The sequence below is a fragment of the Cellulosimicrobium sp. RS genome, assembly GCF_046159675.1.
GTDB classification, from domain to species: domain Bacteria; phylum Actinomycetota; class Actinomycetes; order Actinomycetales; family Cellulomonadaceae; genus Cellulosimicrobium; species Cellulosimicrobium funkei.
The window spans coordinates 131554-155599 of record NZ_JBJXVU010000003.1; the positions used below are offsets into that span (position 1 = coordinate 131554).

Sequence of the window (24046 nt, forward strand, 5' to 3'; positions counted from 1 at the left end):
CTACCGGGAAACCAAGTAACTGGTCAGTAAGTTTGCGAGCTCAGTGCCAGTGGTCGAGGAAGCGCGCGACGGTCCGCGTCGCGTGGTCGAGCACGCGGCCGTCCTCCGCCGCGGCCCCCGAGAGCAGCGCCGCGTCCACCACGTGCGCCACGAGGTCGGTGTCCGTCACGTGCTCGTGGCCCGATGCGTCGAGCACCGTCCGTGCGGCGGCCAGCAGGCGCGGGCGGGACGCGCGCATGATCGGCCGCAGCGCCGGGTCCCGCATGGCCGTGAGCATGGGGTCGAGACGCACGTCGACCACCGAGTCGTCCACGTGCGGGGCGTACAGCGTCTCGATGAGCTCGCGCGCCGTCGCGGTGCTCGAGCGACGCCGGTGGGCGAGCGCGTCGGCGTGCTCCTGCGCGGCCGTCGCGCGCACGTCCTCCGCGGCCTCGACGGCCGCGGCGACGAGCGAGGCGCTCGTCGGGAAGTAGTACGAGGCCGACCCCTGCGGCACGCCCGCGGCGCGCGCGACCTGCCGGTGGGTCACGGCGGCGAAGCCCTGGTCGATGAGCAGGTGCGCGGCGGCGTCGACCATCGCGCGCTGCCGCTCCGCGCTGCGCCCCTGGACCGTGGTGCGTGCGCCCCGCGCGCCGCTCGCCGCCGACCGGTCCCGGGCACCCGCAGCGTCGTCCACGCGGCCATCGTAGTGAGGAATAACCTATACGCGCGTATGGTTATCGCCCTCGGACCGCGAGCGCGGCCCGTGGAACGAACGAGGAGTGGAGAAGGATGGTCGCCGCCGAGGGGCTCGTCATCGACTGGGCGCAGATGCCCACCTACAACACCGTGATGTCCGTCGCCGTCGGCGCCGGGCTGATCCTGCTGGTCATGCTCGGCCACGAGCTGCTGCGGGCGCCCGGGAAGATCGTCGTGGAGGGCTGGTCGCTCGCGTTCGGCGTGCTGGGCACGATCCTCACGGCGACCGGGCTGCACATGACGCTCACGTGGCCGCTCGCCGCGGGCGGCTTCCCGTTCGACAACATCATCTTCGGCGAGACGAGCCTCGCGTTCGGCGTGCTGCTCCTCGCCGCCGCGTTCTACCTCTGGACGCGCGGCCGCGCCGCGCTCGAGCGGGCCGACGCCACCGAGCACCTGCAGGCCGTCGCGCGCCCCGTCTCGGTGTTCGTGCTCGGCATGGGCCTCGGCCTCGTCGCCATCGCGATCGCCGGCGTGACGTACCAGCTCTTCGCCGCGCCGCCGGAGGAGCCGATCTCCGGCGCGTTCGCCGCCTACCCGCTCGTCGAGGCGATCTTCATGTCCGGGCTCATCGCGCTCGTGGGCGTCGGCGCGATCCTCTTCCCGTTCGCGGTCCGCTCCGGGCGGCGCGTCGTGCGGGTCGTCATCGGGTGGGCCTGGGGCCTGTCCGGCGTCGCGTTCCTGCTGTTCGGCGCGATGAACTTCTTCACCCACATCGGTCTCATCGTCAACACGATGGGCTGACGCCGCGGCGACCCCGAGGACCCCGCCGGCCGGCAAGGCCCGCGGGGTTCTTCGCGCCCGCGGGAGGCGTCATCATAGGGGCCATGCAATCACCGGTGCGCGCCGTGGCCCACGCCGCGGTCCTCGCCGTCGTCGCCGGGCTGTGCCTCGCCGTCGTCGCGAGCGGGGCGTTCGACGTCGTGTCCCTCCCGGGCGCAGCGCCCGCCGCCGCACCGCCCCCGCCCGCCGCACCCGCGGCGTCGTCCCCGGGTGCCGGGGACGACGCGGACGACGGCGCGGCACCCGCCGACGGCACGGACCCTGCCGAGACGGACCTCGCCGCGACCACCGCGCCCGACGACGGCACGGACCCGGGGGCGGGCGCCGTCGACCCGGCGTGCCGGGAGGCGGAGGTCGCGTGGGGCGCGGCGGCCAAGGCGCAGGTCAACCTCACGGTCGACCACCCCGAGGCCCTCGTCGAGGGGTTCACCACCGCCCGCGACACGCTCGCCGGGACCACCCCGCCCGCGGCGGTCGCGCGCGACTGGGCCGTCGTCACGACCTACCTCACGATGATCGCGGACGAGGTCGAGGCCACCGGCACGCGGGACACGGGCGAGCTGTCGCGGGCGATCGACCGCGTGGGGCGCCGGATCGACACGGCGGCGCTCACGTCGTCGTCCCGGGCCGTCACCGAGTACTTCCGGGCCGGCTGCGCGCGCTGACCGGCACGCGCCGGAACTTCACCCCGTGGCGATGGCCACATGGGGAGCGGTCCCCACTTCGAGGCTTTGAGGGCGCGCGACGCGCGTCCGTGGGAAACCATGGTCGTCATGCGCACCCGACTGACGATCACCAAGACCACGACCGCCCTCGCGACGAGCGCCCTCCTCGTGCTCGGCCTGGCCGCCTGCGGCGGCTCCGGCGACGACGCGAGCACCGACTCCGAGACCACGCCGGCGGAGGAGACCAGCACGTCGGCCGAGGAGGAGACCACCCCGTCCGAGGAGCCCGCCGAGGAGGAGTCCGGCGACACCGAGGCGTCGGGCGACTTCTGCACCGCCTACGACGCCCTGCTCGACGCCCAGACGACCCTGAGCTCGATCGACACGAGCGACCCGGCCGCCGCCGTGACGCAGTTCGAGACGTTCACGGCGTCGCTCGAGGCCGCCGAGGCCCCGGCCGAGATCAGCACCGACTGGGACAACGTCACGGGCGTCTTCCGCCAGCTCACCGACACGCTCGAGACCGCGGTCGACGACCCGGCGAACGCCGACACCTCCTCGATCATGTCGCTCATGACGGACGAGACCTTCCAGACCTCGGCGCAGAACGTCGCGGTCTACGGCACGCAGAACTGCTGACGACGTCGTCCCCCACGGACCCCCGGCACGCCTCGGCGCGCCGGGGGTCCGTCGCGTCCGGGGCGGCGCGGGCCCTCGGCCGCCGCGCGCGGATCGGTGAGGATGGAGCCATGCCTCCCGCCTCCAGCACCCCGAGCCCGTCGTCGCGCACCGCCGCGGACGGGCCCGGCCCCGTCCCGCCCGGCGCGGGCTCCGCCCCCGCCGACCTCGCGGCCGCCGCGGCGACGCTGCGCGAGGACCTCGCGGCGGCGGACTTCACGGTCGACGGCGTCGAGCGCGTGCTCGGTCCCGTCGCGTCCGCCGCGCTGCACCGCGAGCAGGCCGTCCCGGCGCGGCGGGCGCTGCGCGACCGCGGTCGGGAGGGGGCCGACCCCACGGCCGCTCTCGCCGCCCTCTTCCTCCTCGGCGACGACGTGCCCCGGCGCGCCCTCGACGCGGCGCTCGGGCGCACGGGGGTCGACGGCGCACGGCGGCTGGGTCTCGTCGAGGCGGCGGGCGCGGGCGACGACGACGCGGTGCGCGCGCTCGTCGACCTGCGGCCGTACGCGGCGACCGACGCCGCGGGCCCCGTCACGTGGTGGCTGTCGTCGGACCTGGGCGAGCTCGCGACGGGCCGCCGGCTCGCCCCGGACCACGTGCTCGGCGCGGGCGGCGCGTCCCTGACGCTCGCCCAGGTGACGGTCCGGACGCCGGTCGGGCGCGTGCTGGACCTCGGGACGGGCTGCGGCATCCAGGCCCTGCACGCCGCGCGGCACGCGCGCGCGGTCGTCGGCACGGACATCTCGCGCCGGGCGCTCGGCTTCGCCGCGTTCAACGCGGCGCTCGACGCGGCGTTCGACGAGGCGTCGGGCCCCGCCGCCGGAGCCGCACCCCGCGGCCCGGCGACCGGGCGCGTCGAGCTGCGCGAGGGCTCGATGCTGGAGCCGGTCGCGGGCGAGCGCTTCGACCTCGTCGTGTCGAACCCGCCGTTCGTCATCACCCCGCGCGCCGCCGGTGGCGCGCTCCCGGACTACGAGTACCGCGACGGCGGCCGGTCGGGCGACGACCTCGTGCGCGACCTCGTGACCGGGGTCGGCGCCGTGCTCGAGCCCGGCGGCGTGGCCCAGCTCCTCGGCAACTGGGAGCACCGCCGCGGCGTGCCGTGGGACGAGCGCGTCGGCGCGTGGCTCGACGAGGCCGGCCTCGACGGCTGGGTGGTCCAGCGCGAGGTGCTCGACCCCGCGGAGTACGCCGAGACCTGGATCCGCGACGGCGGCACGACCCCCGAGCGCGAGCCCGCGGCGTGGGCGGCTGCGTACGGCGCGTGGCTCGACGACTTCGCCGCGCGCGACGTGGAGGCCGTCGGCTTCGGCATCGTCACGCTGCGCCGTCCGCTCGCGGGCGCCCGCCCGACGCTGCGGCGGCTCGAGGAGCACACCGGGTCGGTGCGCCAGCCGCTCGGCGCGCACCTCGCGGCGTCGCTCGCGGCGCACGACTGGCTCGCGGCGCGCGACGACGCGGCCCTCGCGGGCGAGCGGCTCGCCGTCGCGCCCGACGTCACGGAGGAGCGGTTCCACACGCCCGGCGCGCCCGACCCCACGGTCGTCCTGCTGCGCCAGGGCGACGGTCTGGGCCGCGCCGTGCGGGCGACGACGGGGCTCGCCGCGCTCGTCGGCGCGAGCGACGGCGAGCTGACGGTCGGGCAGCTCGTGGGGGCGATCGCCGCGCTGTTCGAGGTCGGCGCCGAGGACCTCGCGGGCGAGCTCCTGCCCGACGTGCGCGGGCTCGTGCGCGACGGCTTCCTCGCGCCCGTGGGCTGACGCGCGCGACACGCCCCGGCCGCACCGATACGTTGGGGCGGCATGGACCTCGAGGTGCGGCACCTGCGCATGATCGTGACGGTGGCCGAGACGGGCAGCGTGACCAAGGCGGCGGCGTCGCTGGGCCTCGCGCAGCCCGCCCTCACCGCCCAGCTCAACCGGATCGACCGCACGCTCGGCGGGTGCGTCTTCACGCGCGACCGGCAGGGCGCGCGCCCCACGGAGCTCGGCGAGCTCGTGCTGCGGCACGCGCGCGTCGTGCTGCCCGCCATGTCCGCGCTGGTCGACGACGCCCGGCGGCTCACGAGCGAGCACGGCACGGTCGGCCGCGTGCACGTGGGGACGGTGAGCTCCGCGATCGGCGGCCTGTTCGCGAGCCGGCTGCACACCGCGCTGCCCGGCGCGCTGGGGGTCGACGACCTGCTCGTCACGACGGCGACGTCGTGGTCCGTCGAGGAGACCGCGGACCGGCTCGCGAGCGGGACGCTCGACGTCGCGCTCGTCGGGATGTGCGGGGACGCGTCCCCGCCCGCGGCCGGGGGCCTGGTGTGGACGGCGGTGTCCACCGACCCGGTGTTCGTGCTCGTCGACGAGTACCACCCCGTCGCCGGGCGCGACGCCGTCGGGCTGGGCGAGCTCGCCGACGCGCTGTGGCTCACGGCCCCCGGGAGCGGGTGCTTCGAGCGCTGCTTCGTGGGGGCGTGCGCGCGGGCGGGCTTCACGCCGCGCGCGATGGGGGAGTCGGACCGCACGTCGTGCATCGACCAGGTGCGCGGCGGGCACGCCGTCGCGCTCGTCCAGCCCGTGCTCCTCGACGCCCCCGGCGTGCGGACCGTCGCGCTCGAGGGCGCCCCGCTGCGCTGGACGCACCACGTGGGGTGGCGGCGCGACGCCGTCGACCGCCTCCCGGTCGACGCGGTCCTGCGGGCCGCGACGGGCGCGCACCGCGACGCCGTGCAGCGCTCGCCCCGCTACCGGCGGTGGCGCGCCGAGCACCCGGTGGAGACCGCGTAGGGGCGAGCCCGCACATAGCGCCCGCGTATGACCTGATCGTGATCTGGGCGCGCCCTGGACGCGTCCCTAGCGTGGCCCTCGACCGGGCCACCCGGGCCCGGCGAAGGGAATGGACGACATGACACGACCACTCCGCAGGAGGCTCGCCGCGGTCACCGCCGCGGCGACGCTCCTGGCGGGCGGGGCCGCGACGCACGCCGTCGCCGCCACGCCCGCACCCGACGACCAGCGCGCGACGGTGCGCGCGGTCCCCAAGACGGCCCCCGGCCTGGAGCGCGCGCTGGAGCGCGACCTGGGCCTCAGCGCGCGGGACGCACGGACGCGCCTCGCCTTCCAGTCCGACGCCGCGGGCACCGAGGCCGCGCTCGAGCGGCGCCTCGGCGCCGACTACGCGGGCGCGTGGGTCGACGACGCCGCGAACGTCCTCTACGTCGGCGTCACCGACGCCGCCGACGCGCGCACGGTGCGCGCCGAGGGCGCCACCGCGGTCGACGTCGACCACACGCTCGCCGACCTCGAGACCTGGCGCGCGACGCTCGACGGCGCGCTCGCCGACGACCCGGCGGCGCTGCCGGGCTGGTACGTCGACGTGACGCGCAACCGCGTCGTCGTCTCGGTGCGCGAGGGCGGCCAGGCCGACGTCGCCGCCCAGGTCGCCGCCGCGGGCGTGCCCGCCGACGCGGTCGCGTACGAGGAGACGACGGAGTCCCCGCGGCCGCTGATCGACGTCGTGGGCGGCAACGCGTACACGATCGGCGGCGGCAGCCGGTGCTCCGTCGGGTTCGCGGTCCAGGGCGGGTTCGTCACCGCCGGGCACTGCGGCTCGACCGGCGCGCGCACGTCCGGGCCGGCGGGCACGTTCCGCGGGTCGAGCTTCCCGGGCAACGACTACGCGTGGGTCCAGGTCGACGCGGGCAACACGCCCGTCGGCGCGGTGAACAACTACGCCGGGGGCCGCGTCGCGGTCGCCGGCGCGACGCAGGCGCCGGTCGGAGCCTCCGTCTGCCGCTCGGGCTCGACCACCGGCTGGCACTGCGGCACCGTCCAGGCGTACAACGCGTCCGTCACCTACCCGCAGGGGACCGTCACCGGCCTCATCCGCACGACGGTGTGCGCCGAGCCCGGTGACTCCGGCGGCTCGCTCCTCGCGGGCAACCAGGCGCAGGGCGTCACGTCCGGCGGGTCCGGGAACTGCAGCTCCGGCGGGACGACGTACTTCCAGCCGGTGGGCGAGATCCTCTCGGCGTACGGCCTGACGCTCCTCACGAGCGACGGCGGGGGCGGCACGCCGCAGCCGCCGACGGGCTGCAGCGGCTACGCCCGCACGTACACCGGGTCGCTCGCCGCGGGCACGACGGCCGTCCAGCCCAACGGGTCGTACTACACGGCCGGGGCCGCCGGGACGCACCGCGCGTGCGTGAGCGGTCCGAGCGGTGCCGACTTCGACCTCTACCTCCAGCGCTGGAACGGGTCGACGTGGGCGACGGTCGCGCAGTCGACCTCCCCGGGCGCGAACGAGTCCGTCTCCTACTCGGGGGCCGCGGGCTACTACCGGTTCGTCGTCCAGGCGTACTCCGGCTCGGGCGCCTACACGCTGGGGGCGACGACGCCCTGACCGCCCGCCGCGCGCCGAGCACGAGGCTGCCGTCGTTCCCGTCCGCTTCCCGGGAGCAGCCTCGTGCTCGGCCGCGTGGGCCGTCAGGCCAGCAGCGCCGGGCCGTACTTGAGCAGCACGAGGGCGGCGAGGCCCACGAGCCACGCCGCGACGAGGTAGCCGTACGCACCCGACCGCACGAACCCGAGCAGGCGCGCCTGGGCGCCGCGCGGCAGGTAGAGGTTGTCCTCCAGGACGTTCCAGTGCAGGAGCGACGCGAACACGAGCGTCGTGGAGACCGTGATGAGCAGGCACCACGGGCACAGCGCCCCGATGACGAACATCGACTGGTAGAAGAGCCAGTAGGCGAACACGACCCCGAGCAGGTACACGCACTGCGCGGCGAAGAGGAACCACCGGGGGAAGCGGGTCCCGCCGAGCGCCGCGACCGCCGTCGTGATGACGATCGGCTCCGCGATCAGCCCGAGGAACGCGTTGGGGAAGCCGAACACCTGCGCCTGCCACGACTGCGCGACCGTCCCGCAGGACAGCACGGTGTTGACGTCGCACGACAGCACCGCGCCGGGGTCCCCGGCGAGGAGGACGGCGTCGTACGACAGTACGAACGCCGCCGTGAGGCTCAGCAGCCCGAACAGCAGCATCTCGCCGAAGAGCACGCCGCGGGAGTGGGTCCAGCCGGTGGGCCGGGCGAAGGGGTCGAAGCCCGCGTCCGGCGTGGTGCCCGACGCCGTCGGGCCGGGCGAGCGGGCGTCGTCCGCGAGCGCGGTGGTCGTTCCGGTCACGGGCGGTCCTCGGGTCCGCGGGGCCCCGCCGGAGAGGTCCGGCGGGCGGGGCAGAAGGTGGCGCCGGCCGGCAGGGTGGGCGCGCTGCCGGCCCGGCGCCGCACCCAGCGTACGAACGTGCGCGGCGGGGCCGACAGGGACCATGGTCCCGGATCCGGGGCGCTTCTCGAGCGGTCCCAGGCGACCGGTCGGACGCCCGCCGAGCCCCGCGGGAGGGCGGCCTCGCGGTGGGTCGTGGGGGCGGTGCGGGCGGTCCGCCCTAAGATCTGGGGGCGCCCCCTCGCGTGGCGCGCCCTGGCCGCCGCGCCGGGCACCGACCCGCCCCGCCCGAGAGGACCTGCGTGCAGCACGACGACGTCGACTCCCTGCGACGGTCGAGCGCGGCGTGGCGGCTCCTGCGCGCGGACACGGCGCCGCTCGTGCTCTCGTTCCTCGGCACCCTGTTCGTCGAGGACAACGTGCGCGCCATCCCGGAGAGCGAGCTCGTCGCGCGCCTCGACGACCACCTGTGGGCCGTCGACGGCCGGGCCGCGCGCGCCTCCGGCACGGAGCCGCGGTACCCGCGGGCCCCGCAGGCGTACGTCGACCACTGGACGCACCCGGACCAGGGCTGGCTGCGCGCCTGGTACCCGCCCGGCTCGGCCGAGCCGCACTACGACGCGACGCCCGCCGTCGAGCAGGCCGTGCGCTGGGTCGCGTCCCTGCGCGGGCGCGGGTTCGTCGGCACCGAGTCGCGGCTCAACACCGTCTTCGGGCTGCTGCGCCAGCTCGCCGTCGGCACGCAGACCGACCCGGCGGAGCGGCTGCGCGAGCTCGAGGAGCGCCGTGCCGCCATCGACGACGAGATCGCCCACGTCCGCGCGGGGCGCGTCGCCGTCCTCGACGCGGCGGCGCAGCGCGACCGCTACCAGCAGCTCACCCAGACGGCGGCCGACCTGCTCTCCGACTTCCGCGAGGTCGAGGCGAACTTCCGCTCCCTCGACCGGGAGCTGCGCGAGCGCATCACGGGCTGGGACGGCGCGAAGGGCGAGCTGCTCGAGGAGGTCGTGCGGTCGCGCACGGCCATCGCGGAGTCGGACCAGGGGCGGTCGTTCCACGCGTTCTACGACTTCCTCCTCGACCGGCGCCGCCAGGAGGAGTTCGCCGCGCTCGTGGAGCGCGTGCAGTCCCTCGACGCGATCGCGCCCGACGTCGTCCGGCCGGCACCCGGGACGCCCGGCCCGGCCGTGGACGCCGCCGCGCAGGCCGCGGCCCGGGAGCAGGAGCACCGGCGCCTGCGCCGCGTCCACTACGACTGGCTCGACGCCGGCGAGCGCACCCAGGCGACCGTGCGGACCCTCTCCGAGCAGCTCCGCCGCTTCCTCGACGACCAGGTGTGGCTCGAGAACCGGCGGGTCATGGACATCCTGCGCGGCGTCGAGGCGAAGGCGCTCGGCGCGCGGGACGTCGCCCGCGCGGCAGGCCGCGCCGGTGCCCCGCCGGGGATGCCGGTGGACGCCGTCGCGCCCGAGGTCGTGCTGCCGACGGAGCGACCGCTCTTCACGCCGCGCCCCACGGCCCGCCTCGACTCCGACCACGTCGAGGTCGGCGACGACGACTTCGAGGTCGACGCGCTCTACGACCAGGTGCACGTCGACCCGGAGCGCCTCGCGCGCACGGTCCGCGCGACGCTCTCGCGGCCCGGCGGACCGGGGGAGGTCGCGCTCGCGGACCTGCTCGCCGAGGCCCCGCTCGAGCACGGGCTGGCCGAGCTCGTGACGTACCTGTCGCTCGAGGACCCGCGGTTCGTCGTCGTGCACGACGACGAATGCACCGACGAGGTGCGCTGGGAGGGCGAGGCCCCGGCGGGGCCCGTCGCCGAGGACGGCGCGCCGGACCCGGTGGTGCGCGTCGCGCGGCTGCCCCGCGTCACGTACGCGCGGCGGACGAGCGGCTCCCCGCCCGGCGGGCCCCCCGCCGCACGACCCGACGCACGACCCGACGCCGCCCCCGACCCGAGCCCGGAGGAGACCCCGTGAGCACGACCCGCACCGCGCGCGACCCGGAGCTGTCCGTCGTCGTGACGTCGCTGCTCAAGGGCGTCGTCTACCGCGAGTCCGGCGAGGCGCTGTGGCGCGACCTGCTCGCCCGCGAGGCGCAGGTGCGCGACGCCGTCGCGATGCTCGGGCTGCAGGTCGTCGTCGACGAGGGCGACGGCTACGCCTACCTGCGCTCCCAGCCCGAGCACGAGCGCGACGAGCGCGTGCCGCGGCTGATCCCGCGCCGCGAGCTGCCGTTCGACGTCAGCCTGCTGCTCGCCCTGCTGCGCAAGCGGCTCGCGCAGGCGGACTCGGAGGGCGGCGAGACGCGCCTCGTGATCACGCGCTCGGAGATCGTCGACCTGCTGCGGGTCTTCCTCACCCAGGACGCGGGCGCCGCGGCGAACGAGGCGCGGCTCGTGGACCGGGTGGACGCGCTCGTGCGGCGCGTCGTGGAGCTCGGCTTCCTGCGCCCGGCGGGCCGCCCGGACCCGGACGGGCCCGACGCCGTCGCACCGGGGGACCCCGGCGACCCGGCCGACGCGGAGGCCCGGCGGTACGAGGTGCGCCGCATCCTCAAGGCGTTCGTCGACGCGCAGTGGCTCGCGGACTTCGACGCGCGTCTCGCGCAGTACCTGGAGCTCGCCGCCGAGGGCGGCGGTCCGGGGGCGGGGACGCGCACAGGGGCGGCGGGCGCGGGGACAGGCCTGGCGACGGGTACGGCGGGGACGACGACGAGGACGGTGGCGTGATGGAGGGCCTGTTCAGCGCGGTCGAGCTGCACGACCCGGCGGCCGACCTCGACGCGCGCGCCGGGTTCCGGCTCGAACGGCTCGAGGTGCTCAACTGGGGCACGTTCGACCAGCGCGTGTGGGCGTTCGACCTCGACGGTCGCAACGCCCTGCTGACCGGCGACATCGGCTCGGGCAAGTCGACCATCGTCGACGCGGTGACGACGCTGCTCGTGCCGTCGCACCGGATCTCGTACAACAAGGCCGCCGGGGCGGGGGCGCGCGAACGGTCGCTGCGGTCGTACGTCGCAGGGCACTACAAGTCCGAGCGCGACGAGGCGACGGGCACGACGCGCCACGTGGGCTTGCGCGAGCGCGGCACGTACTCGGTCGTGCTGGGGCGGTTCTCGAACCGCGGGTTCGACCAGGAGGTCACGCTCGCGCAGGTGTTCTGGCTCGCCCCGGGCCAGGCGGGCCAGCCGGACCGCTTCTTCGTCACGGCGGACCGCCCGCTGACGATCACCGAGGACTTCGCGGGCTTCGGCGGCGACGTCGCGGCGCTGCGCCGCCGCCTGCGCGAGTCCGGCGCGCAGGTGCGCGACCACTTCCCCGACTACGGGCGCGACTTCCGCCGCCTGCTCGGCATCCCGTCGGAGCAGGCGATGGACCTGTTCCACCAGACGGTGTCGATGAAGTCGGTCGGCGACCTCGGCGAGTTCGTGCGCGAGCACATGCTCGAGCCGTTCGACGCCGACCGCTGGACGGACCGGCTCGTCGCGCACTTCGACGACCTGACGAGCGCGCACGACGCCGTCGTGCGGGCGACCGCGCAGATCGAGCGGCTCGCGCCCCTGCTCGCGGACTGCGACGCGCACGACGCGCTCGGGGAGCGGGCCGAGGCGCTCGTCGCGCGCCGCGACGCCCTGCGCGCGTTCACCGCGTCGCGCCGCGTGGCGGACCTCGACGGTCTCACCGCCGCCCTCGACGAGCGCGTGGCCGACGGCGAGGCCCGCCGCCGCCGCGTCGTCGACGAGCTGGGGCTGCTCGGCGCCGAGCGGCAGCGGCTCGAGCTCGAGCGCGCGGGCCACGGCGGCGACCGGCTCGCCGCGATCGAGGGCGAGGTCGCGCGCCGCGAGGTCGAGCGCGCCGCGCGCGAGCGCCGGGTCGCCCAGCTCGCCGGGTACGCGGCGGCGGCCGGTCTGACGCTCGGCGCCCCGGACGGCGCCGACGCCGCGGCGGGGGACTCCGGCCCGGCGGGGCCGGGGGAGGGCGCCACCGCGGGCGCGGTGGCGGCCGCGCTCGTCGACGCCGAGGCGTTCGCGGCGCTCCGTCGCGCGGCCGACGACGCCGCCGTGCGCGTGCGCGACGACCTCGCCCGGGCCGAGGAGCAGGCGAGCGAGGTCGCGGCGCAGGTGCGCGCCGTCGAGCAGGAGACCGCCGACGTCAAGGCCGAGCTCGCGAGCCTCGCCGACCGCCGGTCCAACCTGCCGCGCACCCACCTGGAGGTCCGGGACCGGCTGTGCGACGGCGTCGGGCTCGCGCCGGGCGACGTCCCCTTCGTGGGCGAGCTGCTCGCCGTCCGCCCCGAGCACGCCGACTGGGAGGGTGCGGCCGAGCGCGTGCTGCGCGGCTTCGCGCTCTCGCTCCTCGTGCCGGCGGCGCACTACGACGCGGTGTCCGCGTGGGTCGACCGTGAGCACCTCGGGCTGCGGCTCGTCTACCACCGGGTGCCCGAGCGCGTCCCCGCCGCCCGGCCGGCGCCGCGCGAGGACGGCGTCCCGCTCCTCGCCGACCTGCTCGACGTGCGCCGTCTCGACGACGCGCCGACCCTCACGGCGTGGGTCGAGGCCGAGCTCGAGCGCCGCGCCGACCACGCGTGCGCGCCGGACCTCGACGCGTTCCGCCGGCTCCCGCGCGCGATCACGCGGGCCGGCCAGGTCAAGCACTCGCCCGACCACCACGAGAAGAACGACACGCGCGCGGTCGACGACCGCCGGGGCTACGTGCTGGGCTGGTCGACCCAGGCGAAGATCGACGCGCTGCTCGAGCAGGCGGCCGAGGTCACGGCGCGTCGCGACGCGCTCGCACGGCGTCGGGACGAGGCGGCCGCCACGCGCGAGGCGCTCCAGGCCCGTTCCGCCGCGCTCGGGCGGCTCGACGTCTACCGCGACTGGGACGAGCTCGACCGCGGGGCCGAGACGGCGCGCATCGCCGAGCTCGCCGAGGAGAAGCGACGGCTCGAGCAGGCGAGCGACGAGCTCGGCCGCCTCGCGGCGCTCCTCGACGACAACGCGCGCCGCCAGGCGGAGCTCGAGGCGGAGCGCGACCGCGTCGTCGCGACGCTCGGCGCCGACCGGCACGCGCTCGACGAGGCGCGGACGGCGCGGGAGCGGGCGCGCGCCGTGCTCGACGGCGCGGGCGAGACGCTCGACGAGGAGACGACGGCGGCCCTCGCCGCGGAGTTCGACCGCGAGCTCGCCGGGTTCGGCGCGGCGGGCCCGGGCGGCGCTGCCGACGGCCCGACGCGCGCGGCCGACCTCGACGCGGTCGAGAACGCGGTGCGCTCGCGGCTCACGGCCGAGGCCGAGCAGGCGCAGCGCGAGCGCGCGGACCTCGGGACGCGGATCGCGGGGCAGATGGCCTCGTTCCGGTCGGCGTACCCGGTCGAGACGGCGGAGCTCGACGCGGACGTGCGATCGGCCGACGGCTACCGCGAGATCCACGACCGGCTCGTGCGCGACGACCTCCCGCGGTTCGAGGCCGACTTCAAGGCGTACCTCAACACGAACGCGATCCGCGACATCGCGGGCTTCGCGGCCGAGCTCGCCAAGCAGGCCGACGTCATCCGCGACCGGATCGACACGATCAACGACTCGCTCCGCGCGATCGACTACAACCCGGGCCGGTACATCCGTCTGGAGATGTCGCGCACGCCCAACCTCGAGGTGCGCGAGTTCCAGCAGGACCTGCGCGCGTGCACCGACGGCGACGGGATCCTCGCCGAGGACGACCGCGCGCTCGCCGAGGGCGACGGGTCGCTCGCCGACGGCGCGCTGTCGTACTCGGAGGACCGGTTCCTGCGGGTCAAGGCGCTCGTCGAGCGGTTCCGCGGCCGCGAGGGCATGACGGACCTGGACGAGGCGTGGCGCCGCCGCGTGACCGACGTGCGCAACTGGTTCGTGCTCTCCGCGTCCGAGCGGTCCCGCGCCGACGACTCCGAGCACGAGCACTACTCCGACTCCGGCGGCAAGTCCGGCGGCCAGAAGGAGAAGCTCGCGTACACCGTGCTCGCGGCGTCGCTCGCCTACCAGTTCAAGCTCGACTGGGGCGCGGTGCGGTCGACGGCGTTCCGGTTCGTCGTCATCGACGAGGCGTTCGGGCGGGGGTCGGACGAGTCGACGCGCTTCGCGCTCGAGCTGTTCCGCCGCCTCGGGCTGCAGCTGCTCATCGTCACGCCGCTGCAGAAGATCCACGTCATCGAGCCCTACATCTCGGCCGTCGGGTTCGTCGACAACCCGACCGGCCGGTCGTCGCGCCTGCGGACGCTGTCCATCGCCGCGTACCGCGAGGGCCGCCGGGAGGGCGACGCCGCGCCGTCGGACGGCGACGCCGCGCCGTCGGACGGCGGTGCGGAGCCCGCGGTCGAGCCGGTGCCCGAGCCCGTGCCGGAGAGCGTGGCGACGTAGCGCGTCAGGCGAGCGGGCGGGCGCGGCGGGCGCCCGCCAGGGTCGCGGCGAGGACGGCCTCGATCGCGAACGCGGTCGCCTCGGCGAGGTCGACGGCGTCGGGGTCGAGGAGCCACTGGGTCTGGAGGCCGTCCATCGCGGCGATGATCGTCGAGGCGGCGAGGTCGAGCGCGCGGTCGTCCGGCACGGCCGCCGTCTCGTCGCCCGCGGCCCGCCGCTCCTCGACGACCTCGCGGAGAGCACCGGCGACGTCGGCGCGCAGTCCGGCGAAGCGCGCGGTGACCCACGCGCGCGCCGGGTGGTCGTCCGTGACGGCCTCGCCGGCGAGGACCGTGTAGGTCTGCACGATCCCGGGGCGCTCGGCGTTCGCGGCGGCGGTCGCGACGAGGTGCCGGAACAGGTCGAGCCCGCCCGGCATGTGCTGCCCCTCGAGGTGCGCGACGCCGTCGCGGTCGCGGGACGCGAGGACCTCGGTGAGCAGGCGCTCCTTGGACCCGAAGTGGTGCAGCACGCCGGCGTGCGTGATGCCCACCTGCTCGGCGACCTCCGCGAGCGACCCCTGGTGGTAGCCCCGCGACCCGAAGACGCGCATCGCCGCGCGCAGGATCTCCTCCCTCCGCTCGGCGGTCCCGGGGCGCGGGCGCCGGGGCCGCGGGCTCCGGGGGGACGCGGAGTCGCTCGCGTCGGCGTCGCCGGGGGCGCTCGGCGCGGGGGAGGCGTCGGTCATGGCGTCACCCTACTGGCGGCCTGCGACGCCGTGCCCGGGCCCCTCGACCCGGACGGGCGGGCCGTGCCCCGGACCGGTCCGGGGCAGCGCCCGCAGCTCTTCCCGTCGTCTTCCCCGAATGCGCACACGCGTCCTCTACGGTGGTGGGATGCCTTCCGACCACGCCCCGACCCGGCCGCTGCCGACCAGCGGCGGGGCGGGTACGCGGCCGCTCCCGGCGACGCAGCCGATGCCGCCCACGCCCGGACCGACGGCCGCGCCGCCGCCCGCCGCAGCGCCCCCGGCAGTGCCTCCCGCAGGCCCCGCCGCAGCGCCCCCCGCCGGGACCCCGTACCCGCCCGTCCCGCAGGCCGCCGCGGGCGGTCCCTCGGCCCCGGCGCCGCGCCGGGCGCCGCACGCGCACGCCGTCCCGGGTCCCGACGGACCGAGCACCGGCTCGCGCGTCGTCGCGGCCGTGGTCGCGCTGCTCGCGGTCGCGGGGGCGTGGCTCGTGTGGCGGTTCTTCGTCGACACGTTCGCCGGGCAGATGCTCGAGCGGGCCGCGTTCGACGGCGCCGTGACCGGCCAGGGAGAGCTGTGGGCGGTCGCCGAGCCGGTGCTCGACACGGTCTCCGTCGCGTTCGTCGTCGGCGGCCTGGGCGCCGCGATGGGCATCGCGCTCCTCCGCCGCCGCTGGGGGCTCGCGGTGCAGGTCGCGTTCCTCGTCGTCGGCGCGAACGTCACGACGCAGCTCGTCAAGCACTCCCTCCTTGGCCGCGAGGAGCTCATCGGCGGCTGGCACTGGGAGAACTCGCTGCCCAGCGGCCACACCACCGTCGCGGGGTCGGTCGCGGCCGCGCTGCTGCTCGTCGTGCCGCGCGGCGCCCGGGCGCTCGTCGCCGTCCTCGGCGGCGCGTACACCGCGGCCACCGGGGTCTCGACCCTGGTCGGCCAGTGGCACCGCCCGAGCGACGTCGTCGCCGCCGTCCTCGTCGTCCTCGCGTGGGCCGCCCTCGTGTGCGTCTTCACGCCGAGGTCGTCGCTCGACCCGGGCGCCGGGCCCACGCCCGGCTCCACCGTGACGGCGGTGCTCCTCCTGCTCGGCGCGGCCGCGGCGGGGGTCGCGGCGGCGCTCGCGCTGCGCGCGACGCCCGCGACCTGGGGCACGACGGCGGCGCAGGAGGTGACGGCCTACGCGGGCGGCGTCGCGGGCGTGCTGGCGGTGACGGCCGCGGCCTTCGCGGTGCTGCTCCTCGTCCGTCAGTCCACAGCCCGCCCCGACCGTCGTCCCGTTCGGGGGTAGGGTGCGTGCGGCTGGCGCGACGGGAGTAACGTCGTAGGCTGCCACGGCGGGCGACCGGACGGTCGTCCGGGTCGCCGGGGCCCCGGCGGGGCCCGCCGCCGTCGGGCAGGGAGCGCCCGCCACGGACACGTACGCACGGACGAAAGCAGGATCGGATGCCACGCAAGCTCGTGATCGTCGAGTCGCCCGCTAAGGCTCGCAAGATCCAGGGCTACCTCGGCGACGACTACGAGGTCGAGGCGAGCGTCGGGCACATTCGCGACCTGCCGCAGCCGTCCGAGCTGCCCGCGGACATGAAGAAGGGCCCGTACGGGAAGTTCGCGGTCGACGTCGACCACGGCTTCGACCCGTACTACGAGGTCTACGCGGACAAGAAGAAGAAGGTCGCCGAGCTCAAGCGCGCGCTCAAGGACGCCGACGAGCTCTACCTCGCGACCGACGAGGACCGCGAGGGCGAGGCCATCGCGTGGCACCTCCTCGAGGCGCTCAAGCCCAAGGTCCCGGTCAAGCGCATGGTCTTCCACGAGATCACGCGCGAGGCCATCCAGCGGGCGCTGCAGAACACGCGCGACCTCGACGAGCACCTCGTCGACGCGCAGGAGACCCGCCGCATCCTCGACCGCCTCTACGGCTACGAGGTCTCGCCCGTGCTGTGGCGCAAGATCGCCCAGGGGCTCTCGGCCGGCCGCGTGCAGTCGGTCGCGACGCGCCTCGTCGTCGAGCGCGAGCGCGAGCGCATGGCGTTCGTCCCCGCCGAGTACTGGGACGTCACGGGCACCTTCGAGCACGCCGACGCGTCGGCACCGGACGCGGGCAAGGCGTTCGGCGCCCGGCTCGTGCAGCTCGGCGACGCGCGCGTCGCCTCGGGCCGCGACTTCGACGACCGCGGGCAGCTCAAGCCGGCGGCGGCGCGCGACGGCGTCGCGCACCTCGACGAGACGACGGCGCGCGCCGTCGTGACCGGCCTCGCGGACGCGGCGTTCGCGGTGCGCTCGCTCGAGACCAAGCCGTACACGCGCCGTCCCGCGGCGCCGTTCACGACGTCGACCCTCCAGCAGGAGGCCAGCCGCAAGCTGCGCATGTCGTCGCGCCAGGCGATGCGCACCGCGCAGTCGCTGTACGAGAACGGCTACATCACCTACATGCGTACGGACTCGCCGTCGCTGTCGGCGGAGGCCACGACGGCGGCCCGCCGCCAGGCGGCCGAGCTGTACGGGCCCGAGTTCGTCCCGGAAAAGCCGCGCGTCTACGCCGCGAAGAACCAGGGCGCGCAGGAGGCGCACGAGGCGATCCGCCCCGCGGGCGACTCGTTCCGCACGCCCGCGCAGGTCAAGCGCGAGCTGAGCGACGACCAGTTCAAGCTCTACGAGCTCGTGTGGAAGCGCACCGTCGCGTCGCAGATGGCGGACGCGAAGGGGTCGACGGCGTCCGTCCGCCTCGGCGCGACCCTCTCGGCCGCCGCGGGCGACGTCGCGGGCCGCGACGCGGTGTTCGCCGCGTCGGGCACCGTCATCACGTTCCGCGGCTTCCTCGCCGCGTACGAGGAGAGCTCGGACGTCGACCGCTACGCCGAGGACGCGCCCGTCGTCGGGGCCAAGGGGGGCGACGAGGCGCGCCTGCCGCAGATGAGCGAGGGCGACGCCCTGCGCGCCGACGACCTCACCGCCGACGGGCACTCCACGTCCGCGCCGCCCCGGTACACCGAGGCCAGCCTCGTCAAGGCGCTCGAGGAGCTCGGGATCGGGCGGCCGTCGACGTACGCCTCGACGATCTCGACGATCCAGGACCGCGGGTACGTGCTCTCGCGCGGGCAGGCGCTCGTGCCGAGCTGGCTCGCGTTCGCCGTCGTGCGGCTGCTCGAGGAGCACTTCGACCGGCTCGTCGACTACGACTTCACCGCGCGCATGGAGGCCGACCTCGACGAGATCGCCGCCGGTCGCCGCGACCGCGTCGCGTGGCTCACCGAGTTCTACTTCGGCGACGCCGCGAAGGGCGAGGACGCCGAGGGCCTGCGCGACCTCGTCGCGAACCTCGGCGACATCGACGCGCGCGGCATCAACTCGGTGCCGATCGGCGAGGGCATCCAGCTCCGCGTCGGGCGCTACGGGCCCTACGTGGAGGACCTCTCCGCCCCCGTCAAGGAGGGCGAGAACCCGCCGCGCGCGTCCGTGCCCGACGACGTCGCCCCCGACGAGCTGACCGTCGCCAAGGCGCGCGAGCTGCTCGCCGCGGGCGCCGACGACGGCAAGGTGCTCGGCACCGACCCGGTGTCCGGCAACGAGATCATTGCGAAGGCCGGCCGCTACGGCCCGTACGTCACCGAGGTGCTCGACCTCCCGCCGATCGACACGAGCCTCTCGGCCGCCGCGCAGAAGAAGGCGAAGGCCGCGCAGCCCAAGCCGCGCACGGCGTCGCTGCTCAAGACGCAGTCGCTCGACACGATCACGATCGACGACGCGCTGCGCCTGCTGTCGCTGCCGCGCGTCGTCGGAACGGACCCGGAGTCGGGCGAGGAGATCACGGCGCAGAACGGCCGCTACGGTCCCTACCTCAAGAAGGGCACCGACTCGCGGTCGCTGCCTGACGAGGAGTCGATGTTCACCGTCACCCTCGACGAGGCGCTCGAGCTGTACAAGCAGCCCAAGCGCGGGCGCGGCCAGCGTGCCGCGACGCCGCCGCTGCGCGAGCTCGGTGACGACCCGAACAGCGGCAAGCCGATCGTCGTCAAGGACGGCCGGTTCGGCGCGTACGTCACCGACGGCGAGACGAACCGCACGCTGCCCCGCGACGTCACGCCCGAGTCGATCACGCCCGAGCAGGCGATCGAGCTCCTCGCGGAGAAGCGCGCGCAGGGCCCGGCGAAGAAGCGCACCACGGCCCGCAAGCCGGCCGCGAAGAAGACCCCCGCCAAGAAGACGGCCGCGAAGAAGTAGCCGCCCGTCAGCCGTCACCGGTCGGCTGTCACCCGTCGGCCGACCAGGTGATCGTGGTGCGTCCGGGCCGCCGGACGCGCCAGATCCACATGGTCGAGGGGTCGGGACCGCCTGGTCGGCCCGTCCCGGGCCGGGCCCCTCCGGCGACGGCGGGGCCCGGCCCGGTGGGGACGGGTCAGTGCGCGGTGTGCTTGACCGGCTCGGGGAGGCCCGCCTCGGCGCGGACGCGGCGGGAGAAGCCCTCGATGGAGCGCAGGGCGTCGACGAGCTCAGGAACGCGCACGGGGAACGGCATGGCGTGGATCGTCTCGCCCTCCGCGGTGGCGGCCTCCGCGACGCGCGTGAGGTCGTGCACGTCGTCGGCGGTGAGGCCGATCTCGGTGAGGGTGTTCGGCAGGCCGACGCGCGTCGTGAAGCGCACGAACTCCTCGATCTCCTCGGTGGGCGCACCCTCCAGGACGAGCTGCGTCACGGAGCCGATGTTCACCTTCTGGCCGTGCGTGAGGCCGTGCGTCTGGGGCGCGGCGGTGAGGCCGTTGTGGATCGCGTGCGCCGCGGCGAGGCCGCCGGACTCGAAGCCCAGCCCGGACAGCAGCGTGTTCGCCTCGACGACCTTCTCGACGGCAGGCGTCACGAGGTGGTTCTGCACCGCGTCGATCGCGGGCAGCGCGTTCTCCCAGAGGATGTCCCACGAGAGCTGCGCGAGCGCCGTGCCCGTGACGAGGGGGAGGCCGCCGGCCATGGTCGACGCGTTCGCCTCGGCGACGGCGCGCGCCTCGATCCACGTCGCGAGCGCGTCGCCGACGCCGGCGACGAGGAACTTCACGGGCGCGTTCGCGACGAGGCCCGTGTCGACGAGCACGAGGTCCGGGTTGTGCGGGAAGAACCGGTACTCCTCGAACGCGCCGTCCTCGGTGTAGATCACGGACAGGGCGGAGCACGGGGCGTCGGTGGACGCGACGGTCGGCACGGACACCCAGCGGATGCCGCGCAGGTGGCCCGCGGCCTTCACCGCGTCGATGGTCGAGCCGCCGCCGATGCCGACGATCACGTCGGCGCCGAGCTCGTCGATCTCGCGCGCGAGCCGGTCGACCTCCGCGGCGGTGGCGTAGGTGCCGAACCCGGTGCGGTGGCGGGGGAGGTCCTGCTCCTGGAAGGACACGGCGACCGTGTCCTGGACGATGCCCCACACGACGTCGTCGGCGACGAGCAGCGGCTTCGTGCCGATCGGTCGGACGAACTCGCCGAGCCGCGTGAGCGCACCGCGGGCCTGGACGTAGCGCAGCGGGCTGATGAGCGTGCGGACGGGAACCTCGGACATCGTGGCCTCCTGTGGAGTCGGTGGGTCGCCGTCGGGCGCGCCGCAGCCGTGCGAGGCCGGTGCCCGCCGGCCATCCCCACCGTGTCACGCGTCCCCGGGGACCACCACCGGGACGCCGGTTCGCGTGACCTAGGTCCCCTCCCGGCTCAGCGGACGAGCACCGTGATCGTCCCGAGCACCACCGTCACCGCGGGAAGGAGCAGCACGCCCCAGCGCCCCGTGCGGTCGGTGCGGGCGTGCGGCGCGTCGTCGAGCGGGTCGACGACGGGGTCGCCCGAGCCCTGCTCGCGCAGGCCCCAGACGGTCCCCACGACGAGCGCGACGGCGGCCGCGACCAGGACCGGGGCCGCAGGGAGGCTCGCGACCGGGGCGCGCAGCGTGACCGCGACGGCCACGAGGGCAGCCGTCACGACCATGTTCCCGAGGACGGTCAGCACGGGGTGGGCGAGCGCGGCGCGCAGCACGCGGTCGCCGGCGCGCCACAGCCCGACGAAGCCCGCGAGCGCGGCGACGAGGACGAGCAGCATCCCGGCCGGGACCACGAGGGCGCCGCCGTCGAGCGCGGGCCGCAGCGACCACAGCACGCCGAGCATCCCGACCGTCTGCACGGCGGAGGCGGCGACCGTCCGACCGATCGAGGAGCTCGACTGCGCGGGGTCCTCGGGCAGGTCGAGCGAGCGCGCGTACGCCACGGGGTCGCCGAACGCCTCCTGCGCGGTCTCGCCGGAGTCGACGACGTGCGCGTCCACCTCGGCGAGCACCGCGCCGATGCGCGCTCCGGCGACGCCCTGGAGCCGCAGCTCCAGCAGGAGCGCCTCGGCCCAGCGCGGGTCGACGTGCGGCGCGTGACGGCGCTCGATCGTGTAGCGGGTCGTGTCGCTCATCGGGGGGTCCTTGTCGAGGTGGGGTCGGGAGGGGGTGCGTCGGCCGGGATCGCGCCGGGCTCGTGGACCGGCTCGTGGACCGGCCCGGTTCCCGGGTCGGGGTCCGGGCGCGCGCCGGCCCGTGGGTCGAGGCCCGCGGCCGGGCGCGGGCGGTCCGGCGAGGGCGCGCCGGACGCGCCCGCGACCAGGGTGGTCGCCGCCGTCGTCACGGCGTCCCAGCGGGAGGTCGCGTCGGCGAGCGCGACGCGACCCTGGTCCGTGACGGCGTAGTACCGACGGCTCGGCCCGCGCTCGCCCTGGTGCCAGGAGGTCGTGACGAGGCCGTCGTCCTCCAGCCGCTGCAGCAGCGGGTAGAGCGTGCCGCCCTTCACGGTGCCGAGGCCCGCGTCGGCGAGCGACCGCGTGATCGCGTAGCCGTAGGTGGGGCCGTGGGTCGCGACGACCGCGAGCACGCACAGCGGCAGCACGCCGCGCAGGAGCTCGCGGTCGAGCCGCTCGTCGAACCTCATGAACTAGACAGTACGGCTATCTAGTTAGGGCGGCAACCTAGTAATCGGTGGACCGGCGACCTGCGAATCGCATGAGTGCTGTTATAACAGTGCTATGACTTCTCTGGACCCGACCACGGTCCCTGGCCGCTGGGACTCCCTGCACGCCGTGCTCCGTCGCCTCGACGACGAGATCGAGACCGTCTACGCGGACCGCGGGATCGTGGGGGTGCGCCCGCGGTTCGTCTACCCGCTCATCCGGCTCGCGCACACCGGCCCCCTGACCATCCGGGAGCTCGCGGCCTCGCTCGGGCGCACGCACTCGGCGATGAGCCAGACGGTCAGCGCGATGCGGCGCGAGGGCCTCGTCGAGACCGCGCCGGGCGCGGACGCCCGCACGCGCCGCGTCGCGCTCACCGCGCGGTCGCGCGAGCTCGTCCCGCTCCTCGAGGCGGAGTGGCGGGCGACCGAGGAGTCCGTCGCCGAGATCGACGACGAGCTGCCGCACGCCCTGAGCGCGGTCGTCGTCGAGCTGGAGCGCGTGCTCGCCCGTCGCTCGCTGCGCGAGCGGCTCGTCGAGCGCCTCGACGCGGCCGGCCACCCGGCGCCGCGGGAGCGCTGAGGTGCGCCACCACGTCCTCGACCTGCGGCCGCTGCGCGCGAGCCGCGCCTACCGCGACCTGTGGGCCGGGTCCGCCGTGGGCGGCCTCGGGTTCCAGGTCGCGAACGTCGCGGTGCTGCTCCAGGTCTGGGAGCTCACCCGCAGCCCGCTGTGGACGGGCACGATCGGCCTGGCCACGGCGGTCCCGCTCCTCACGCTCGGCCTGGTGGGCGGGCACCTCGCCGACGTCCACGACCGCCGCACCCTCATGCGCCTCGCCGCGGTCGGGCAGGTGCTCGCCGCGGCCGGTCTCGCCGCGCAGGCGCTCGCGGGGAACCGGTCGGTGTGGCTCCTGCTCGGGCTCGTCGCCGTGGGCGCGGCGTGCAACGCGCTCGGCTCGCCGGCGCGCCGGACCGTGCCGCCCCGGCTGCTGCCGCCCGACCAGGTCGCCGCGGGCCTCGCGCTGCAGAACCTCGCGTTCCAGGTGGCCATGCTGGTCGGGCCCGCGCTCGCCGGCCTGGTCCTGGCGCGCTGGGACCTGCCCGCGGCGTACGGCCTCCAGGCGGTGGCCGCCGTCGTCGCGCTGCTCGGGCTCGTCCGCCTCCCGCCCCTGCCCCCGCTCCCCGTCGGTCCCTCGGCCACGACGGGCCCGGCCGCCGCGCCGCCCGGGCCCGCGCCGCGCCGTCGGGCGGCCGCGGGCGGGTGGTCGATCGTGTGGCGCAAGCCGACGCTGCGCGGCGCGTTCGCGACGGACGTCGCGGCGACCGTGCTCGCCATGCCGATCTCGCTGTTCCCGCTCGTCAACGAGATCCGGTTCGACGGCGACCCCCGCACCCTCGGCCTGTTCCTCTCGGCGGTCGCGGTGGGAGGGATCGGCGCGGGCCTGCTCTCGGGGGCCGTGACGCGGGCGACGCGCTCGGGCGCGCTGCAGCTCGCCGCGGCGGCGACGTGGGGCGTCGCGCTCGCCGGTTTCGGGCTCGCGGGGCCGCTGTGGCTCGCCCTCGCGTGCCTGGCTGTCGCCGGCGCGGCGGACACGGTGTCGGTCGTGACGCGCGGCGCGCTGGTGCAGCTCGAGACGCCCGACGAGTTCCGGGGCCGCGTGTCCTCGGTCGAGCACGTGGTGGGTGTCGCCGGCCCGGAGGTCGGGAACTTCCGCGGGGGAGTGCTCGCGTCGCTGACGTCCGCGCCCGTCGCGCTGGTGGCGGGCGGGCTGGTGGCGAGCGCCGTCGTCGGGCTCGTCGCGTGGCGCAACGCCCCGCTGCGCCGCTACCGCACCCCGGCACCGGACCCCCTACCCGTCCCGTGAGCGCCGGAGCTCGTCGCGCCCGGGCGTCCGGACG

Annotated in this window: 19 protein-coding genes; 13 read left to right on the top strand and 6 right to left on the bottom strand. The window is 76.1% G+C overall.

The annotated features are described in order from the left end of the window. Window positions 1-40: 40 nt before the first annotated feature. On the bottom strand, window positions 41-676 hold the full coding sequence (locus ACI769_RS06215) for a TetR/AcrR family transcriptional regulator (protein ID WP_409141344.1): 636 nt from the start codon (window positions 674-676) through the stop codon (window positions 41-43). 95 nt (window positions 677-771) lie between these two features. Here ACI769_RS06215 and ACI769_RS06220 point away from each other — a divergent pair, with 95 nt between their 5' ends. The 6 genes from ACI769_RS06220 (at window position 772) to ACI769_RS06245 (ending at window position 7253) form a co-directional block, all read left to right on the top strand. Beyond that, window positions 772-1482: a DUF981 family protein gene (locus ACI769_RS06220; RefSeq protein WP_409141345.1), complete on the top strand. Its 711-nt coding sequence runs from the start codon at window positions 772-774 to the stop codon at window positions 1480-1482. An 83-nt stretch (window positions 1483-1565) separates the two neighbouring features. After that, window positions 1566-2186, top strand: coding sequence for a hypothetical protein (locus ACI769_RS06225; RefSeq protein ID WP_409141346.1), 621 nt, complete (start codon window positions 1566-1568; stop codon window positions 2184-2186). 108 nt (window positions 2187-2294) lie between these two features. Further along, the gene (locus ACI769_RS06230; protein WP_170963638.1) at window positions 2295-2825 is read left to right on the top strand and encodes a hypothetical protein; all 531 of its coding nucleotides are present in this window, start codon (window positions 2295-2297) and stop codon (window positions 2823-2825) included. 110 nt (window positions 2826-2935) lie between these two features. Continuing rightward, on the top strand, window positions 2936-4624 hold the full coding sequence (locus ACI769_RS06235; RefSeq protein WP_085386539.1) for a methyltransferase: 1689 nt from the start codon (window positions 2936-2938) through the stop codon (window positions 4622-4624). Window positions 4625-4666: 42 nt separating this feature from the next. Then, window positions 4667-5638, top strand: coding sequence for a LysR family transcriptional regulator (locus ACI769_RS06240; RefSeq protein WP_061266591.1), 972 nt, complete (start codon window positions 4667-4669; stop codon window positions 5636-5638). A gap of 118 nt (window positions 5639-5756) precedes the next feature. Then, on the top strand, window positions 5757-7253 hold the full coding sequence (locus ACI769_RS06245; protein ID WP_043658345.1) for a S1 family peptidase: 1497 nt from the start codon (window positions 5757-5759) through the stop codon (window positions 7251-7253). Window positions 7254-7336: 83 nt separating this feature from the next. Here the strand turns inward: ACI769_RS06245 and ACI769_RS06250 are convergent, their stop codons facing one another. After that, window positions 7337-8035 carry a vitamin K epoxide reductase family protein gene (locus ACI769_RS06250; protein ID WP_021483287.1) on the bottom strand — a complete coding sequence of 233 codons (699 nt, stop codon included), beginning with the start codon at window positions 8033-8035 and terminating at the stop codon, window positions 7337-7339. A gap of 341 nt (window positions 8036-8376) precedes the next feature. Between ACI769_RS06250 and ACI769_RS06255 the strand changes: the two genes are divergently transcribed. From ACI769_RS06255 to ACI769_RS06265, 3 genes are read left to right on the top strand one after another with little or no spacing between them, the layout of a single operon-like run. Further along, complete coding sequence (locus ACI769_RS06255; protein ID WP_409141347.1) at window positions 8377-10053, top strand: DUF3375 domain-containing protein; 1677 nt, start codon at window positions 8377-8379, stop codon at window positions 10051-10053. Continuing rightward, a complete protein-coding gene (locus ACI769_RS06260) occupies window positions 10050-10805 on the top strand; it encodes a DUF4194 domain-containing protein (RefSeq protein ID WP_409141348.1) in 756 nt (251 codons plus the stop codon). Before ACI769_RS06255 ends, ACI769_RS06260 begins: the two co-directional genes overlap by 4 nt. Further along, window positions 10805-14470, top strand: coding sequence for an ATP-binding protein (locus ACI769_RS06265; RefSeq protein ID WP_409141349.1), 3666 nt, complete (start codon window positions 10805-10807; stop codon window positions 14468-14470). The genes ACI769_RS06260 and ACI769_RS06265 overlap by 1 nt, the downstream gene beginning before the upstream one ends. Window positions 14471-14474: 4 nt before the next feature. Here the strand turns inward: ACI769_RS06265 and ACI769_RS06270 are convergent, their stop codons facing one another. Continuing rightward, on the bottom strand, window positions 14475-15197 hold the full coding sequence (locus ACI769_RS06270) for a TetR/AcrR family transcriptional regulator (RefSeq protein ID WP_085386536.1): 723 nt from the start codon (window positions 15195-15197) through the stop codon (window positions 14475-14477). A 148-nt stretch (window positions 15198-15345) separates the two neighbouring features. Here ACI769_RS06270 and ACI769_RS06275 point away from each other — a divergent pair, with 148 nt between their 5' ends. Then, a complete protein-coding gene (locus ACI769_RS06275) occupies window positions 15346-16479 on the top strand; it encodes a phosphatase PAP2 family protein (protein ID WP_232322623.1) in 1134 nt (377 codons plus the stop codon). 155 nt (window positions 16480-16634) lie between these two features. Further along, on the top strand, window positions 16635-19412 hold the full coding sequence (topA, locus tag ACI769_RS06280) for a type I DNA topoisomerase (RefSeq protein WP_409141350.1): 2778 nt from the start codon (window positions 16635-16637) through the stop codon (window positions 19410-19412). Window positions 19413-19587: 175 nt separating this feature from the next. Here topA and ACI769_RS06285 read toward each other — a convergent pair whose 3' ends face one another. The 3 genes from ACI769_RS06285 to ACI769_RS06295 form a co-directional block, all read right to left on the bottom strand. Beyond that, window positions 19588-20733 carry a glycerol dehydrogenase gene (locus ACI769_RS06285; protein WP_086149135.1) on the bottom strand — a complete coding sequence of 382 codons (1146 nt, stop codon included), beginning with the start codon at window positions 20731-20733 and terminating at the stop codon, window positions 19588-19590. Between the two features lie 146 nt (window positions 20734-20879). Continuing rightward, a complete protein-coding gene (locus ACI769_RS06290) occupies window positions 20880-21617 on the bottom strand; it encodes a hypothetical protein (RefSeq protein WP_409141351.1) in 738 nt (245 codons plus the stop codon). Continuing rightward, window positions 21614-22126, bottom strand: a complete 513-nt coding sequence (locus ACI769_RS06295; protein ID WP_409141352.1) for a helix-turn-helix transcriptional regulator — start codon at window positions 22124-22126, stop codon at window positions 21614-21616. Before ACI769_RS06295 ends, ACI769_RS06290 begins: the two co-directional genes overlap by 4 nt. A gap of 94 nt (window positions 22127-22220) precedes the next feature. Between ACI769_RS06295 and ACI769_RS06300 the strand changes: the two genes are divergently transcribed. Continuing rightward, a complete protein-coding gene (locus ACI769_RS06300) occupies window positions 22221-22727 on the top strand; it encodes a MarR family winged helix-turn-helix transcriptional regulator (protein ID WP_409141353.1) in 507 nt (168 codons plus the stop codon). A gap of 1 nt (window position 22728) precedes the next feature. Then, window positions 22729-24012, top strand: coding sequence for an MFS transporter (locus tag ACI769_RS06305; protein ID WP_409141354.1), 1284 nt, complete (start codon window positions 22729-22731; stop codon window positions 24010-24012). Window positions 24013-24046: the final 34 nt, after the last annotated feature.